The organism is Corallococcus sp. NCSPR001 (assembly GCF_017309135.1).
GTDB lineage: Bacteria > Myxococcota > Myxococcia > Myxococcales > Myxococcaceae > Corallococcus.
The window spans coordinates 6583975-6598435 of the sequence record NZ_JAFIMS010000002.1; the positions used below are offsets into that span (position 1 = coordinate 6583975).

Annotated in this window: 11 protein-coding genes; 2 read left to right on the plus strand and 9 right to left on the minus strand. The window is 66.4% G+C overall.

From position 1 onward, the window contains the following. Window positions 1-36: 36 nt before the first annotated feature. The 4 genes from JYJ93_RS28450 to JYJ93_RS28465 are packed head-to-tail and all read right to left on the minus strand — an operon-like array spanning window position 37 to window position 6793. Window positions 37-1443, minus strand: a complete 1407-nt coding sequence (locus JYJ93_RS28450) for an EH signature domain-containing protein (protein WP_206797384.1) — start codon at window positions 1441-1443, stop codon at window positions 37-39. Between the two features lie 11 nt (window positions 1444-1454). Continuing rightward, window positions 1455-2189, minus strand: coding sequence for a hypothetical protein (locus JYJ93_RS28455; RefSeq protein ID WP_206797386.1), 735 nt, complete (start codon window positions 2187-2189; stop codon window positions 1455-1457). Then, a complete protein-coding gene (locus JYJ93_RS28460) occupies window positions 2186-4204 on the minus strand; it encodes a hypothetical protein (protein WP_206797388.1) in 2019 nt (672 codons plus the stop codon). Before JYJ93_RS28460 ends, JYJ93_RS28455 begins: the two co-directional genes overlap by 4 nt. A gap of 3 nt (window positions 4205-4207) precedes the next feature. Then, window positions 4208-6793, minus strand: a complete 2586-nt coding sequence (locus tag JYJ93_RS28465) for a DEAD/DEAH box helicase (RefSeq protein WP_242543957.1) — start codon at window positions 6791-6793, stop codon at window positions 4208-4210. A gap of 820 nt (window positions 6794-7613) precedes the next feature. Between JYJ93_RS28465 and JYJ93_RS28470 the strand changes: the two genes are divergently transcribed. Beyond that, entirely contained in the window at window positions 7614-8081 is a 468-nt protein-coding gene (locus tag JYJ93_RS28470; protein ID WP_206797391.1) for a hypothetical protein, read from the plus strand. Between the two features lie 99 nt (window positions 8082-8180). On the opposite strand, the gene JYJ93_RS28475 is transcribed toward JYJ93_RS28470, so the two are convergent. After that, the gene (locus JYJ93_RS28475; RefSeq protein WP_206797393.1) at window positions 8181-8489 is read right to left on the minus strand and encodes a hypothetical protein; all 309 of its coding nucleotides are present in this window, start codon (window positions 8487-8489) and stop codon (window positions 8181-8183) included. A 149-nt stretch (window positions 8490-8638) separates the two neighbouring features. Between JYJ93_RS28475 and JYJ93_RS28480 the strand changes: the two genes are divergently transcribed. Then, window positions 8639-9100: a GNAT family N-acetyltransferase gene (locus JYJ93_RS28480; protein WP_206797402.1), complete on the plus strand. Its 462-nt coding sequence runs from the start codon at window positions 8639-8641 to the stop codon at window positions 9098-9100. Window positions 9101-9289: 189 nt separating this feature from the next. Here JYJ93_RS28480 and JYJ93_RS28485 read toward each other — a convergent pair whose 3' ends face one another. The 4 genes from JYJ93_RS28485 to JYJ93_RS28500 all read right to left on the minus strand — a co-directional run bounded on the left by JYJ93_RS28485 (window position 9290) and on the right by JYJ93_RS28500 (window position 14417). Further along, window positions 9290-10627 carry a hypothetical protein gene (locus JYJ93_RS28485; RefSeq protein ID WP_347402704.1) on the minus strand — a complete coding sequence of 446 codons (1338 nt, stop codon included), beginning with the start codon at window positions 10625-10627 and terminating at the stop codon, window positions 9290-9292. Then, window positions 10624-11304 (minus strand): hypothetical protein, encoded by a 681-nt coding sequence (locus JYJ93_RS28490; RefSeq protein WP_206797405.1) that lies wholly within the window; start codon window positions 11302-11304, stop codon window positions 10624-10626. Before JYJ93_RS28490 ends, JYJ93_RS28485 begins: the two co-directional genes overlap by 4 nt. A 109-nt stretch (window positions 11305-11413) precedes the next feature. Then, on the minus strand, window positions 11414-13579 hold the full coding sequence (locus tag JYJ93_RS28495) for a ricin-type beta-trefoil lectin domain protein (RefSeq protein WP_206797407.1): 2166 nt from the start codon (window positions 13577-13579) through the stop codon (window positions 11414-11416). A gap of 499 nt (window positions 13580-14078) precedes the next feature. Further along, the gene (locus JYJ93_RS28500; RefSeq protein WP_269012371.1) at window positions 14079-14417 is read right to left on the minus strand and encodes an AraC family transcriptional regulator; all 339 of its coding nucleotides are present in this window, start codon (window positions 14415-14417) and stop codon (window positions 14079-14081) included. Between the last annotated feature and the right edge of the window lie 44 nt (window positions 14418-14461).

Sequence of the window (14461 nt, forward strand, 5' to 3'; positions counted from 1 at the left end):
CCTGGTGATGAGCCATAGCCTGCCACGCGCCGGGTGTTACCGGGCCCTGCGCACCACGGGTCGGGCCTGAGCGATTCCCAGTTCCAGAAGTTCCTGTTCGAAGCGGAGTTCCCACCCAGGAAGATGGGTCAACCGCTTCTCACAATGGCTCTCTTGCGTGTCCTTGAGGTCATTGTGGTGTTCCACCGGCTGGCCGTTGAGCATTTGCGCCAGCCGGCGATGCTCATAGACGTACGTGGCGTTGCCCTTGTCGGAAAACTCCACGGCCACATACCTCTCGAACGACAACACAAACGCACTGATCTTTCCCTTCGGGAGTCGTCGGGCCCGCCGAAACGCGGCCTGCTGCTCCGCGGGCAGGTTCGCGAGCCGAGCCCTCAGTGCGTCATACGTCTCGGACGCCAGCCAGCAGGTCGTCCTCCGAATGGAGCCCAGATAATTCAACCAGAACCGCCGCCGGTCTTGCTCGTTCATCGCTCGTTCGAAGAAGAACTCCAGATCCTGTTGGATGAGCGCGGACAGGAACGCGTCGAAGGCATCTGGGGCGCGGGCACGGACCGACTGCCACGCCTGGGTCAGCGTCATGTGCCGGGGATCATCGAAAACACCGTCCCTGGCAATCAACCGCTCCTCCAGCCGGGTGAGGACGGCTGGCGCCATTCGTCCGGCCAGCCGGCACTCCAGGACCTTGGAGATGACTGCGATACGGGCTTCCATTGGCGCCGACACCGCGACGCCGTCCACGTTCCTGTGCGGCATCCAGGAGAGGCCCAGAGGGTCGTCCACGAGGAAAGCCATCGCCTGGGACAGGTCCTGACGCGTCTGGAGGCGTCCCTCCAGGTACTCCGCGATGACATGACCAGCGTAGGGACTGGTCTCCTTGATGCCGGAGTTCCGAAGCATCCCCACCACTTCCGCGAGTGCGTGGTCCCCCCAATGGCGTGCCAACGTGCTGGGGCCCTCGGCTCCCAATGCCGCCTCGACGGACATCGGCAACGCCCATCTCAGCACGCGTTTGTCCTCGACGCGCCGCCCTACCAACTGGGCCCATTTCCGCTGAGTGGCGGCATCCTCGGACACGCTCCAGTCCCGGAGCCGCTGCCGAACCAGTCGCGGCACGCTGTCAGGGCTGCGCGTGAGGAACCAGGTCATCTGCTCCAGGCCCACCTCCCGCCACAAACCCGGCACCGCGCGCCGCTCCCTTCGGCTCAGCCCATCGAAATCCTGGGCCTTCACCTTCGCCAGCACGGCCCCGACATCCAGCGCCTGCCGCAAACGGGCAAGCCGCCCCGGCTCGAGTTCGTCCGCACGCTGCTGGACGGACTCTGCTCGGAGGACGAGCTGATGCATCCCATCCTCCACCTGCCGCTGGAAGGTTCCGAACGCGGCCAGGACGACCTTCTGCCGCTCCCCCACTTCGTCAAGCCAATCATCCAGCCCCATTGAGTCCCCAATCACAGGCGCAGGTCGCCGCGAACACGAAGCACCAGCCGCCGGTTGGCAGGGTCCCCCCCCTCCGTCCCAATCCTGGGCGCGGTCTGCCCTCGTCCCGAAACCACGAAATTCGCATCCAGGCAGGTGCGCGCGTAGCTGGCGGCCGGGAGCTGATCACGCACCGTGAAGAACACCTCCTGCGCACGGGAGGCGCTTGCACGGACGTTGTTCTCGAAACTGAACCGCGACACGCCATTGCGGACGCCACACTCGCCGCTTGTGCCCAGGAAGGGACGGTCGTCCGTGTGTCCTTCCAGGATGATGGACGGCTCGGCGCCCGCGTCGCGCATCGCATCCACCGCCGCGCAGACGCGTTCGATGAGGGGCACCGCCCCCAGGCGGAACTGTTGCACGTATTCCGGAGGCGTGCGGCATTCCCCCAGACCGAACTGGAGGTTCTTGAATTCGATCTCCAGCGCGTTCACCCCACCATCCAGCCCGCTCATCTCGATGAAGCCACCATCCAGATCGGTGTCCAGGGTCACCAACTCCGCTCTTAGCGCCACCAGTGACGCCTGCACGCCGTCCTTCTGTGAATCCACCTTGCCAATGGCCACCTCCTTCTCACGGATGGCCTCCTCGCGCTGCTGGCGCGCGTCCAGGATGAAGATGACCGCGAGCAGCAGGAAGACCACTGCCACACCCGCCATGAGGTCCGCGAGCGAGCGGTCAGTGCCCTCTCCTCCCTGGCTCATCGCCGCACCTGCTGCTTCAATGAATCCTTGAGTTGATTCACTGCGTCCGACAACTCCTCGACGCCCTGGAAGAACTCATTCGAGGAGCGATTCAGCGCGGAATCGACCTTGCTCACGACCTGCGTCCATTGGCTGCTCAGCAATTGGACCTGCTTGCTGACGGATTCCTCGTAGGTCCGCGTCAAGCCGTTGAGCACCGGCGTCACGCGCTCCAGGGCCTCTCGCTGGGCGTTCAGGAGCGTCTCCTCCTGCTTCACCACCCCGAGACGATCCTGGGACAACTGATGGAAGGTTCGAGCGGTGTCGATGAGCCGTTGCGCAACGCCCTCCATCTTCTCAGAGACCACCCCCGCCTTGTGATGGGTCTCGCCGGCGCTTCGTGACGCGGTCGCCAGCTTGTCCACGGTCTCGTTGAGTTGCTTGGTCACGACGCGCAGGCTGTCCTGCGATTCCTTCATGGCACTGGCGAACTCCGCGGCACGTGCCTGGAAGTGGCCCACGTCGGACTTGGACAGATTCCGAAGCTCTTCCAATTGGCTGTGCAGAGCGCTCGACTGATCCGCTGCGCTCAAGTGCATTTCCTTGGACACCCTCGCCGCAGCGAGCACCAGTTGGTCGGAACTTGTACTCATCCCCGTGAGCACCCCCTGGAAGCGGTCCACGATGTGGGAGACGCTGCCCGACAACTGGTCGATGATTTGCTGGTTCTGTCGGCCCAGGTCGACGGATGCGGTGGTGGTGCTCCTCAGCACCTGAGCGACCGCCTTCTCCATGTTGTCCCGAACGCCGTCGAAACTCCCCACCAACTCGGACACCTTCGCGCCCAGGGCCTCCACGGCGCGCTGGTTCTCGCTGCCCCACTGCCGCGCCTGGCTGCCCAGCATCTGCGTCATCGCCTCGAGTTGCTTCTCCAACTGAGGGAGGACCGCCGCCAGCCCCGCCATCTGTCGGGCCATGTCCTGGGACTGGGTATGGAACCCGCCGGACACTGTGTCGCGGAGCTGCTCGAGGATCCGTCCCAGGTCGTGTTCCTGCTGCCCGACCAGCGCCTGCTGGATGCCGTCCAGGTGCGTCTTGATGCTCGCCATCTCCAATTGCAGCGACGCCGTGAAGTTCGTGGAGATGGAGCGCTGGAGGTCCGTGGCGATGTCGCGCACCGCCTTCTCCACCGCGCTCAACTGCCGCGTGATGACGTCCCCAACCTCCTCCTTCATCATCTTCCCGAAGTGGGCCTGGACCTCCGTGCCAATCCCCTGGATCGACACATTCACGCTTTCGAGCTGTGAAAGCTGTTCGGCGAGTTCCCTCCGGGTCTGGACCAGTTCTGCCTTCAGTGAGCCCAGGGACTCCCCACGCGCCGAGGCCAGGGCGATTTCGTGCGCGTCGAGGGTCCTGGTGTACTTCTCGAACCCCAGTCGCATCGCATCCAGCTGCCCCAGGAGCCTGCGTTCGAAGGAGAAGGCAACCATCTGGAATAGCAGCGTGCCCACCAGTCCCGTCGCGGAGATGAAGAACTTGGCCCCCATCTTCCCGATGGCCTGGGAGAGCAGGTCCGATTGGGAATGGCCGCCCCCCGTGCTCGCGAGCGCCTCCTGGACGGGACCCACCAACACGACGCCCAGCAGGCCGAAGGTCATCACCAGCGCGATGCCCGTCAGATTCCGGCCGACTCCATGCCCCAGGGAGTGGCGGAACAACGCGCGGCAGGTCTCACGCAGCTCACGTGACGGCGACGAACGCATGAGGACGGGCCCTGGGACCTCCTGCTTCCCGGGAGGGAAGACGAGTTGCTCGCGCACGGCCCGCCACAGGGCGCGGCTTCCGTCGCGGCTGCCCGGCTCCAGGAGACGCCCCGTCAGCAACGGCTCCAGCCTCTGCTCCAGCGTCTGGATGGCCTGGCGCAAGCGCCACCAGCGGATGACCACCGCGCCCAGGGAAAGGAGCGCCAACAGCGCGATGATGAGCAGCGGAATGCGCAGGGACTTGTCCTGCAAGGCATGCATGATGATGGACATGGCTCAGCCTTCCCCCTCTTGAAACACACCTGAGTACTGCCGTGCCTCATCCGGAACGGGCGCCAGGAAGTCGCGTGCCAGCGAACGCTTGCGCTCCACGAGTTCGTGGAGCCGCATGTCGAAGCCAGCCTCGGGACGTCCCTGCCGGTGCAGCAGCGGATAGTGGACGTGGACGGGCCGGACCTGCCCGATGCGGTGGGCCCGGTCCGTGGCTTGGTCCTCCTTGGCGGGATTCCACCAACGCCCGTAATGGATGACGTGGTTGGCCGCGACGATGTTGAGCCCCGCGCCCGCGGCAAGCGGACTCAGCAGGAGGACTTGAAAGCCCTTCGCCTGGGAGAATGCGTCAATGGAGTTCAGGGCCGAACGTCGGCTCTCGGGCTCCCCATTGATGATGGGGACATCCGTCAGGCGGAACCGATCCTTGATGAGTCCAGACAGCAGTTCCTGCATTGCGCGGGAGAGGACGAACACCAGGGCCTTCTCCGCGTGCACGCCGCTTGACGCGGCCTCCACCCGTGCGAGCAATTCTAGGCAGAGGCGGGTCTTGGGGCTCTCCTGGAGCGCGGTGGCGGCGGAGAGCCCGCGTGAGTCCGCCAGAAGCGCCGGGTGCTGATACAGCTTTTGAAGCGCGGAGAGTGCCCAGAGCGCGCCACGCTTCGGCGCCTGCCGGGCGATGAGCCGCTCCTGCTCCTCCTGGAGCGCCGTCATCTCCACCGGATGGCTGTGATACCGCTTTTCCGGCAGGTCCTTGAGCGCGTCCGCCTTCTCTCGGCGCATCAGCGTGCTGTCCCTGGACGGATACTTCAGCCGCGTCCGCAGAGTGGATGCACCATGCTCACCGTCATGTTCCTCCCGGAAGGCGGCACGAGGGCCGAAGACCCGGGGCGCGCGACACTGGATGGCGTCGTAGAGGGCCCAGACGTCGAACAGCTCGTTCTCCACCGGCGTGCCCGTCAGCGCGACGGCGAAGTTGCGCTTGAGGGCCCGGGCCGCACGCGAGCGCAGCGTGTCCGGGTTCTTGAGCAGATGGGCCTCGTCGAAGACGACGACGTCGAAGTCCACCTTCAACAGCGAGCGCTGATAGGCCCCCAGCGTTTCGTAATTGGTGATGATCAGCGTCCGCCGCGAGAGGAATTCGGTATTGAGTCCGTCCCCCTGCTTCACGGTCCGGAGTTCATTCCCGTGAAGGATGAATGCGGACTGCCAGAGGTCTTCCCGGAAGAAGCGGTTCAACTCCTGCTTCCAGTTGTCCAACAGGATGGTGGGACAGACCACCAACAGGGGCCGGGCGTTGCTTCTCGCCATGAGCAGGCTCAAGGTCAGGAAGCACGCGACCTGCAATGTCTTTCCCAGGCCCATGTCATCCGCGAGCAGGACGCCAGGGCTTCCGGAAGCAGCATGGCGCCACAGCCACGCGAGTCCTTCCTTCTGATGTGTCTTGAGAGACACGCCTGGACGGAAGGCCTGCTCCAGCATTTCCCACGGCACGGGTGGTGCGCCGTCCGCCCGTGGGTCCGCAGACGACGGAGCTTCCACTTCGCGGACGATAGCTCCGAGGCGGCCCCCAGGCCTGGAGATGTCGTCGAGTGCATCCTCGTTCACCTCCTCGGCAGGTGCCGAAAGGCCGAGCGCGATCCGGAGCTGACGCCCGAGCGCCTCACTTGGGGACACCTGCTGTCCGCCCACGTTCAGGGGCGTGGGGGTGGCGCTGGCCAGCGCCGCATCGTTCCGGCTCAAGAGCTCCAGCGCATCTTCACGCGAGTTCAATTGGAGGCGCTTGTCCGTCTCATTGACGTGGAGGTTCAGGGAGAAGGACTCGGAGGAAGAGAGCGGTTCGAACCACTCCAACCCGGTGGCATCCCGGCCTTCGCACGCCTGGCGTCCGCGGAGGAGCTCGAAGCCCGCCACCCGGGGTGAGTACTCCGATAGCTCCAGGATCCCATCGAGGTCTCGCCCCTCCGGGATGAGATGCGACGGGTCCGCCATCTCGCGCGTCACGTCGGCCACGAGGCGTCGCTGAAGAGGACGGGTCCTGGCCAGTACCTCGTCGGTGTGTTCAGGAAGCAGGAGGGGGCGCCGAGCGTCTTCTCCCGCGATGCCGCCGGGTCGTACCGACGACAGGGGGAAGTCCGTGCGCGTCCCATCCGCGAAGACGGCGTAGGGGCGAAGGGAGACAACCTCCGTGAGGCCGTCGTCATGCTCCCAGCGCAATCCCAAGCGACTCACCGCGCGAGGCTCGAAGGTCTTGAGAAAACCAGAGGGCGCGAATGGGATGCGGTTTCCAAGCAGCCCTGATACATCCTCCAACACGCCTCGCAGCCGGATGACCACGGACAGTTGCTCCTGCGTCGAGGAATGTGTCGCGCGGTGAGCCTCGGAGCATGCCCAGGCCGCCGTGGGCGTCAGAGGGAGCGGCGTTCCTTCTGGCGGGCTGACCGTCCAGGGAAAGAGCTGTCCCGTGGCGGAGATGGGCTCGCCGTCGACGCGGACCTTGTAACGGGCACCGGCGCCTCCGGGGATTCCCACGACCTCCCAGCGGAGGGATTGCTGATGGATCCCCAGCAGGTCCATCAGCAGGTGCTGCATCGAAGCCCATTCCTCACGTGCGTATTCACGCTCCTCCGCGTCGAAGCCCGCCTCCCCTGGACGACCCAGTGCAAGCCATTGCTGCTGGCTGAAGCACAGCCGCTGGCCGTCAAGCCACCCCTTGGCGTTCCAGTCATCCCTTCGTAACCGGACACGTTCGGCCAACTCGGGAGGCAAGAGGGTCAACGCAATGCACAGCCGGTCCGCATCTATGGACCAGCGCGGAAGAGGGGCACAGTTATCTGGGTTCACAGGCCTGCCAGGAGAGCTGTCCGTCCGTCCCCCGGTGACGTATCGCGTCCTTGACGTGCAGGACCATCACCCTGTTGGGGTATTGAGCGCCCGGCCATTCCGCCACTAGCATCCATCCCCCGCATTTTCTCCCCACTACATCATGGAGCAGGGACTCGGCGGCTCCATAGGGACCGAGCAAGCGCAAGACCTGGGACCGGCGGATGCAGTACGAAACTGGCGCGACCTCCGACCGGGCGATTCGCGGTCCCTCATCAGCATCAACGTGACGCCAGAGGAAGCCGCTCCACGTATCGGAGTAGCAGCCCGAAACTCCTGCGCACCCGGCCCCATCCAGCCGCAGCGAGCACTCCTGGGGCAACTCCAGCCTCGCCTATGCCGCAGGCGGTTCATTCCACTCTTCCGGTTCCGACTCTGCCCCCACTTGAGGAAGCCCACTTACGAGCGGGAGCTGCTCGCCCAGGCGTACCCACGGCTTTCTCGAAAATGAATGCAAAAGAACTCCCGGGGGCCCTTCCCTGGTGGAGGCGGTCCGCATTCCCGTGTCCCGCCTCCACCAGGAGCCTTCATGTTCCGGATTTCGTCCGTGTGTCTCTGCCTGTTCGCCTCGCTCGCCATCGCCGACGAGTCCAGCTCGAAGCCCCAGCGGCTCACCGTGGCCCAGAAGAACGGCTGGGCCACCTACGACGCGGAGCTGAAGAAGAGGGAGGACGCGGTCAACAAGGCCTGCGGGTCGGCCCTGAAGAGCAGCTACGAGAGGACGAGCTACCCCGCCTTTGACCCGATGAAGGATCGGACCCAGAGCGCATGCCAGATGGCCGTGGGCACCCTGGTCGAAGTCTGCGGCACCGCGGATGGCAAGGCGGCGGTGAAGGAGGCCGTCAAGAAGACGGTCTGCCGGCTCTCGACGGAAGGAACCAAGACCTCGCTCGACGGCGGCGTACTGACCATCTACATCGACCCGGAGAACACCTCCATCACGGGCAAGGAGTCCGGGAGCTACAGCTGGAAGAGCGCCTACGAAGAAATCCTGTGAGCGGAGTCTGGAGCCGGAAACGGCTCTTCACGGGAGCATCGCGGCCACCGTGATGCTCCCCACCGCCCGCGCTTCATGGACGAGCGCTTGGAGCGCGGCTCAGCAATGCTTCCGGATGAGGGCCCTGCAGGCGGTGACGGCTTCGTCCATGGTGCAGTGGGTCTGCGCGCAGTTCGGCCGGCCCGTTTTCGGGTCCTTGCAGTACTCCAGCACGACCCAGCAGGACGCGCCCATGGCCGACACGTCCTCGGACCGGGCCTCACCCGGCTCCGCGCGATGCTCGATGACCATTTCGGTGCCGTCCTCCGTGGAGACAATATGGCCCTGCTCCGCCAGACCTTCGACCTCCGCGCCACAGCCCAAGAGCGGAATCACAGCCAGCATCATTCCTACGAGCAGCTTCTTCATGGTCGGTCCTTTGGGATGAGCAGACGCCACGCTGGCGTCACCGGGCCGGGGAGCGCCAGGCCATCAGCGTCCTGAGTAAAGCACAACAAGCAGTGACGCCCCTCGTCGCCCCACCGCGTGGCCCGCTCGCGTTAAGGTGACCGGACACCATGGCCCCCTCTCCTCTCGACTGGCAGTGGAAGCGCTTCAGCGAACTCACGCTCGAGGAGCTGTACCGGCTGCTCGCGCTGCGCTCCGAAGTCTTCGTGGTGGAGCAGAAGAGCCTCTATCTCGATGCGGACGGCCTGGACGCCGCGTGCTTCCACCTGCTCGGGAGCGTCCCGGGCACGGGGCAGTTGGGCGCCTACCTGCGCGCACTGCCGCCCGGCCTCAAGTTCCCCGAGGCGAGCCTCGGCCGCGTCGTCACCGCGCCAGCGCTGCGCGGGCAGCGGCAGGGCCGCGACCTGGTCGAGCGCGGCCTGCAGTTCCTCTCCGAGCGCTTTCCGGGCACGCCCGTGCGCATCGGGGCGCAGGCCTACCTGCAGCGCTTCTACGAGGGCTTCGGCTTCGTGGCCGTGAGCGACATCTACGACGAGGACGGCATCCCCCATCTCGACATGCGCAGAGGTTGACGAAGGAGCATGGCACGAAGCATCCGGGCTGCACCCGCTGAGAGGGCTGGCGATGATGCCCGCGGACACGCTGGATGCTCGTGATGCGCGGTTCTCAGCGCAGGGCGGCGGCAGGCGAAGGACGACGCTACCGCGGCCCCTCCTCGCAGCTCACGGTCCGGCCGGCGACGCTGCACATGAAGCGGTGTCTCACGACCCCACGGACTCGCCGCGCGGCGGCTCGGCTTGGGGCGCATCCCGCGGCGGGAGGCTCAATACCTCACTGGTGCCGGGCCGTGTCTGCCCCAGGATGTGCCCCTGCGAGCTGATCAACGCCGCGCTGCCCCAGAGTGAGGCTCGGACCGCCGGGAGACCTGACTCGGCGCTGCGAAGGACCAGGGCGCCCAGGATCTGTCGCATCGCGACAGGGCTGTCTCGCAAGGCGCGGTCACTCGCGAGCACCGCGATGAACCTCCCTCCGGCGCGCTTTCCCTCCAGCACGAGGGAACGGCTGAAGACCTCGTAGCAGATCAGCGCGATCCCCTGTCGCGCGTCCGGCCCGAGCGTCGCCGGAGCATCGCCTGGAACGAGGCTGGAGCCCGGACCCACGCCCAGAACGGAGCGCTCCCCGCCCGGGACCAGGAGCCGCTTTGCGCGCATCGCCCTCACCTGCCCGCGCGGATCGACGAACACCGCCGCGTTTCGCACCCCCGCGTGTGAGCGGGCCAGCAACCCCACGAAGTGCCCCTGCCCGGGCTGTCCCGGCAGGCCAGGGAGCTGGACCTCGGAGGTGTCGCGGCCCTCTTCGAGCCGGGGCCTCGCGTTCATCACGCCCTCCGGCCAGACCAGCACCTCCAGCCCCTTCGGAAAAGCCAAAGGGGGATGCGCGGCATCCGCCATGGAGACCGCGCCAATGCCAGACAGAGCACGATCGTCGGGAGCCTGGACTGGCGCCAGCGTCATGACAGCAACCGCCGCGACTCCGACCGCGAGCGCCGGGAGCCCGTGATGCACCAGGGCGCAGCCGAAGGCGGCCACTCCCGTCAAGCAGAGCAGCAGGACCGGATACCAGCCGAAGCGCGCCAGCACGTGGAGGACGGGCTCCACGGACCACTGAGAGTAGAGCCACTGCCCCCAGGTGAAGTCGCAGACGCGTTCTTCGAGCCACTCCCCCGCTGCCCAGCACGCGGGGAGCCAACAGAACCCCGGCAGCTTGCGAAGCAGGACGCAGCCCAGGAGCACTGGGGCCTGTGTGACGAGGACCACGATGCCGAGCAGGCCCGCGAACAGCAGCCAGGGCGGCGGTCCCTCCGGGCGATAGGAACTGAGCGTCGAAACGAGCCAGTGCAGGGAGACCGCGTGGTTGACGGCGCAAGTGAGCAGCGCGCCCGCGCACTTCCATCTCCGGGACGGAGTGCGCTCCACCGCGGCCACGAAAAGCGCGAACCCCACCCACGCGAAGAATGCCAGCCGGGGTGAAAGCTGTGACGCGCCCAGAAGCCCCCCTGCGATGCAAAACATCGCAAGGTGCCGCCCCACCGCGCTCATGGCCGGAACCTCTCAGGAGCCACCAGCTCAAGGACGCGCTCTTCCGTCCCCACGAGGGGCACCCGGACCAGATTGGGCCGGACCCGCTGGAGGTGCCGCGTCAACTCCTCGCGGGACCAGGACCGGGCCTCGGTGAGGCTGCTGGACAACTGCCCTGCATCCGCCTGCCAGCGCGACAGGTGCGCTCCGCTGCGGGTATCGACGAGGGCGGCCCGCTCATGGGCAGACAGCCCCCTGGCGAAGAACCGTCCGTCGTAACGCAGCCCCTCGGGAGGCAGGCGATAGGTCGCGCCCAAAATCAGCGGGGCGAGGCCCTGCTGGAGCATCGCGTCCAGGAGGGGGGCGGAGAAGCCATAGCACGTGTCGAGGACGACGAGCTGCGGCTGGAGGCACCGGAGCACCCGAGCCAGCGCCTCCGGGGATTGATGAAGGTAGAGCGGTGGCAGGCTGTGCCCGGTCACGATGACCGTCTGGGCGGACTCCACCTCCGGAGTGCACGCGAAGGATTCGAGCGTCATGGCCTGACACCCCTTCTGCTCGGCGCAGGCGGGACGCGTGAGGGCGTCGTCATCCCGTACGGAGTAGAGCACCACGACGCGGTCCGCCGGGAGGGAGGGGAGCGGAGCGCAGGCGGGCACTCCCATCCAGAGCAGCAGGAGCAGGGCGAAGTTCTTCATGGGGCAATGGCCGCGACGGAAGGGAGGACCGTGAAGCAACGAGGAGCAGCGCGCCGCTCCTTGGCGGCGCGCTGCCAGGCGACTCAGGATGTCTTGGGGAGCCGCGGACTCAGCGGTGGATCCACTTCTGGGTGGGCACGTCGAGGCAATCCCAGAGGTGCAGCGGGGTACCCTCGGCCAGGTTGGCTTCCCGCATGTCCACGCACTTGTTGGTCAGGGGATTGAGCAGCTTGCCACCGGCGGTGTACGTGAAGTTCTGGGCGGCGGTGCCGTTGCACTCCCACACGCGGATGGCCGTGCCGTTGCTCGAGCTCGCATTCGCCACGTCCAGGCACTTCCCGCCGGCCCGCAGCGTGCCGCCGACGGGGATCCACTGCTGGGCGGCGGTCCCATTGCAGCTCCACATCCGGACCTGGTTGCCATTTGAGAAGTCCGCATCCGGCACGTCCATGCACAGGTTGTTGACGGGCGCGAGGAAGGTGGACTCGATGGCCGGGCCGAAGAACCACTTCTGGCTGGGGCGATCCACGCAATCCCAGAGGTTCAGCTTGGCGCCCTCGCTCGGGCTGGCATCCTGGATGTCCATGCACTTCTGGGTCAGGGGATTGCGCAGCTTGCCGTCAGCGGTGTGCATGAAGTTCTGGGCGGCGGTGCCGTTGCAGTCCCACAGGCGAATGGCCGTGCCGTTGCTCGCGTTGCCGTTGGCCACGTCCAGGCACTTACCGCCGCTCCGGATGGTGTCACCGACGACGGTCCACCGCTGGGCATCATGCGCCTTGCAGCCCAGGATCTGGACCTGGTTGCCATTGCGGTAGTCCGCGTAGGGAATGTCGACGCACTTGTTGTTGAGCCGTGAGACGAGGTTGGAGCGCCCCGTCGGGCCGACGCTCCACTTCTGACTGGGGACATCCAGACAGTCCCAGAGGTGCAGCCGGGCCCCCGGGGCCGGGTTGGCGTCCTGGATGTCCACACACTTGTTGCCAGGCAGCTCACTGCGCAGGGCGCCAATGTCGGTCAGCGTGAAGTGCTGAGCGGCGGTACCGTTGCATTCCCAAAGGCGAACGGGAGTGCCGTTGCCCGTGGAACCGTCGGCCACGTCCAGGCACTTGTTGCCGACATGGATGCTGCCGCGAAGGAAGGTGAACCGCTCGGCAAAGGTTCCATTGCACTGCCACATCTGGATCTGTCTGCCGTCCCAGAACTTCGCCTCGGGCACGTCCATGCACATGCTGTTGAGCCGCGAGACCACCGGAGTCCCACCGAGGTCCCACAGCTGGTCGGGCGAGCCCTGGCAATCCCAGAGCTGGATCCTGGCGCCATCGGCCGTGCTGCCGTCCTTGATGGCCACGCACTTGTTCGCGAGCTTGCTGATCAGCTTGCCGTCGACAGTTCGCGTGAAGGTCTGGGCGGGGTTTCCAACACAGTCCCACAAACGCAGGGGCGTGCCATTGCTCGTGCCTCCGTCGGTCACGTCCAGGCACTTGCCGCCGACCCGGACGGTATCCCCGACGAAGGTCCACTGCTGGGCATCCGTCAGATTGCACCCCCACATCTGGATGGGGGTGCCATTCGCGAAGTTCGCGTCGGACACATCCATGCACTTCTTGTTGAGACGCGAGATGAACGCACTCGCCGTGTAGTCCGTCCCTTCAGGAGGGGGAGGCGGAATGTAGACCAGGTCGATCATCATCCCCGCGATCTCCGCGAGCGCCTCCACGTACGCCAGGATGAAACCGATTTTCGAGGTGCTCGGAAGGACGATCCCCAGGGCTTCATGGAGCGCAACGTAGGTGTCGGGGCTCACCTCTCGCAGCGCCGGGTGGCCGGCGAGTCCCCGCGCGACCTCTTCATGGGTGGTTTGAACCTGGCCGTCGACGGTGAAGGTGCCGTCGGGATTGAAGGCGATGGGAACCTGCGTCCCTGAGACCGAGATCGTCGCGAGACCGGTCTCGTCGCTGAACGCGAAGGCCGACACCGTGTCCGTCGTGGCATCGGTCACGATGATGGTCGCGTCTCCGTTCCCCTTCTGGATTTGATGGCTGATGACGAAGGAGACGTCGTGGGCCGTTGCACGTCCCGGGAAGTGGACGCGCAGGGCCCCTGAGCGCTCGACCCAGCTTCCCTTCCGCAGGGACTCACCGACGGTCCGCCGGCTGATGGAGTAGGCCTTGTGCGCGACCTGCCGTTGCGGCTCGGGGCTCTCACTGGGGGCACAGTGGGGAAGGCAGACGGACAGCATGGCCAGACTCAGGATTCGGCGCAGGATTGGATTCATTGGAGACGCTCCAGGGGATTGCGGCGTGAGGTGTTGAAAGGGGACAGCGGGGTCAGGCGGCGGGTGTTTGCACCCGGGCGCTGCCGCCCCTGCTCCATCAGCAACGCGCGTGCCGACAGCCTTCGCCCCGCACGAGGCCCTGCCCCCACTCTCCGTCGCCGGAGAGCGTGTGCGTCACCCCTGGCGCTTGCGCGTCAATCGAAGCGCCTTGCGCGTCAAGCCCGTCTCCGACCCCAGCTCCCGGACCCGCCGCTGGAGCGCTCGAAGGGAGACATCGAACCGCTGCGACATGCGCTCCAGGTCGCCCTGACACGCGCGGTCACCTCCTCCGCGGTGACGTCGGAGGGCTTGCGGCGGGACGCAGCCACAAGCCTTCGCGCTGGGCGCGTGCGCCGGGCCGGACGCCAAGCGTGACGCGCTCGGCGTAGGCCTCCCTCGTGCGCGGCCAAGGAGCTCAGCGACCACCAGCTCCTTACCGCCTGCTCATTCGATGTCACGCTCACCGAGCGAAAGGTCGGCGCGCGTGCCGGAGCCGGTACGCGCGAGGCGATGCACCGAACGCTTGCATGAAGCGCGTCGTGAAGTGGGACAGGTCGCCGAAGCCCGCCTCCAGTGAAACCTGGGTGATGGGCAGGCGGGTCGTCCGCGGCGTGGTGGCGATGACGAACTGGCGCGGTGTCTGGCCGGTCTGCTTCTGGAAGATGCGCAGGAAGTGGAAGCGGCTCAGCCCCGCGAGCGCGGCCAGCGCATCGAGCGAGCAATCCCCTGCGCTGGGGTCCTCGATGTAGCGGATCATCCGGGCGACCCGCCGGACCTGCTTCGCCGAGGGCTCCGCCACGGCATGCACCCCTCCCTTCTGATCGGACCGGGCGGCCTCCGCGC

Excerpts from the sequence above, each read along its gene's own strand:
- JYJ93_RS28465 (WP_242543957.1), bottom strand. The coding sequence starts at position 6,793 with ATGCAGCACCTGCTGATGGACCTGCTGGGGATCCATCAGCAATCCCTC.
- JYJ93_RS28495 (WP_206797407.1), bottom strand. The coding sequence starts at position 13,579 with ATGAATCCAATCCTGCGCCGAATCCTGAGTCTGGCCATGCTGTCCGTC.
- JYJ93_RS28470 (WP_206797391.1), top strand. The coding sequence starts at position 7,614 with ATGTTCCGGATTTCGTCCGTGTGTCTCTGCCTGTTCGCCTCGCTCGCC.
- JYJ93_RS28490 (WP_206797405.1), bottom strand. The coding sequence starts at position 11,304 with ATGAAGAACTTCGCCCTGCTCCTGCTGCTCTGGATGGGAGTGCCCGCC.
- JYJ93_RS28475 (WP_206797393.1), bottom strand. The coding sequence starts at position 8,489 with ATGAAGAAGCTGCTCGTAGGAATGATGCTGGCTGTGATTCCGCTCTTG.
- JYJ93_RS28480 (WP_206797402.1), top strand. The coding sequence starts at position 8,639 with ATGGCCCCCTCTCCTCTCGACTGGCAGTGGAAGCGCTTCAGCGAACTC.
- JYJ93_RS28485 (WP_347402704.1), bottom strand. The coding sequence starts at position 10,627 with ATGAGCGCGGTGGGGCGGCACCTTGCGATGTTTTGCATCGCAGGGGGG.
- JYJ93_RS28455 (WP_206797386.1), bottom strand. The coding sequence starts at position 2,189 with ATGAGCCAGGGAGGAGAGGGCACTGACCGCTCGCTCGCGGACCTCATG.
- JYJ93_RS28460 (WP_206797388.1), bottom strand. The coding sequence starts at position 4,204 with ATGTCCATCATCATGCATGCCTTGCAGGACAAGTCCCTGCGCATTCCG.
- JYJ93_RS28450 (WP_206797384.1), bottom strand. The coding sequence starts at position 1,443 with ATGGGGCTGGATGATTGGCTTGACGAAGTGGGGGAGCGGCAGAAGGTC.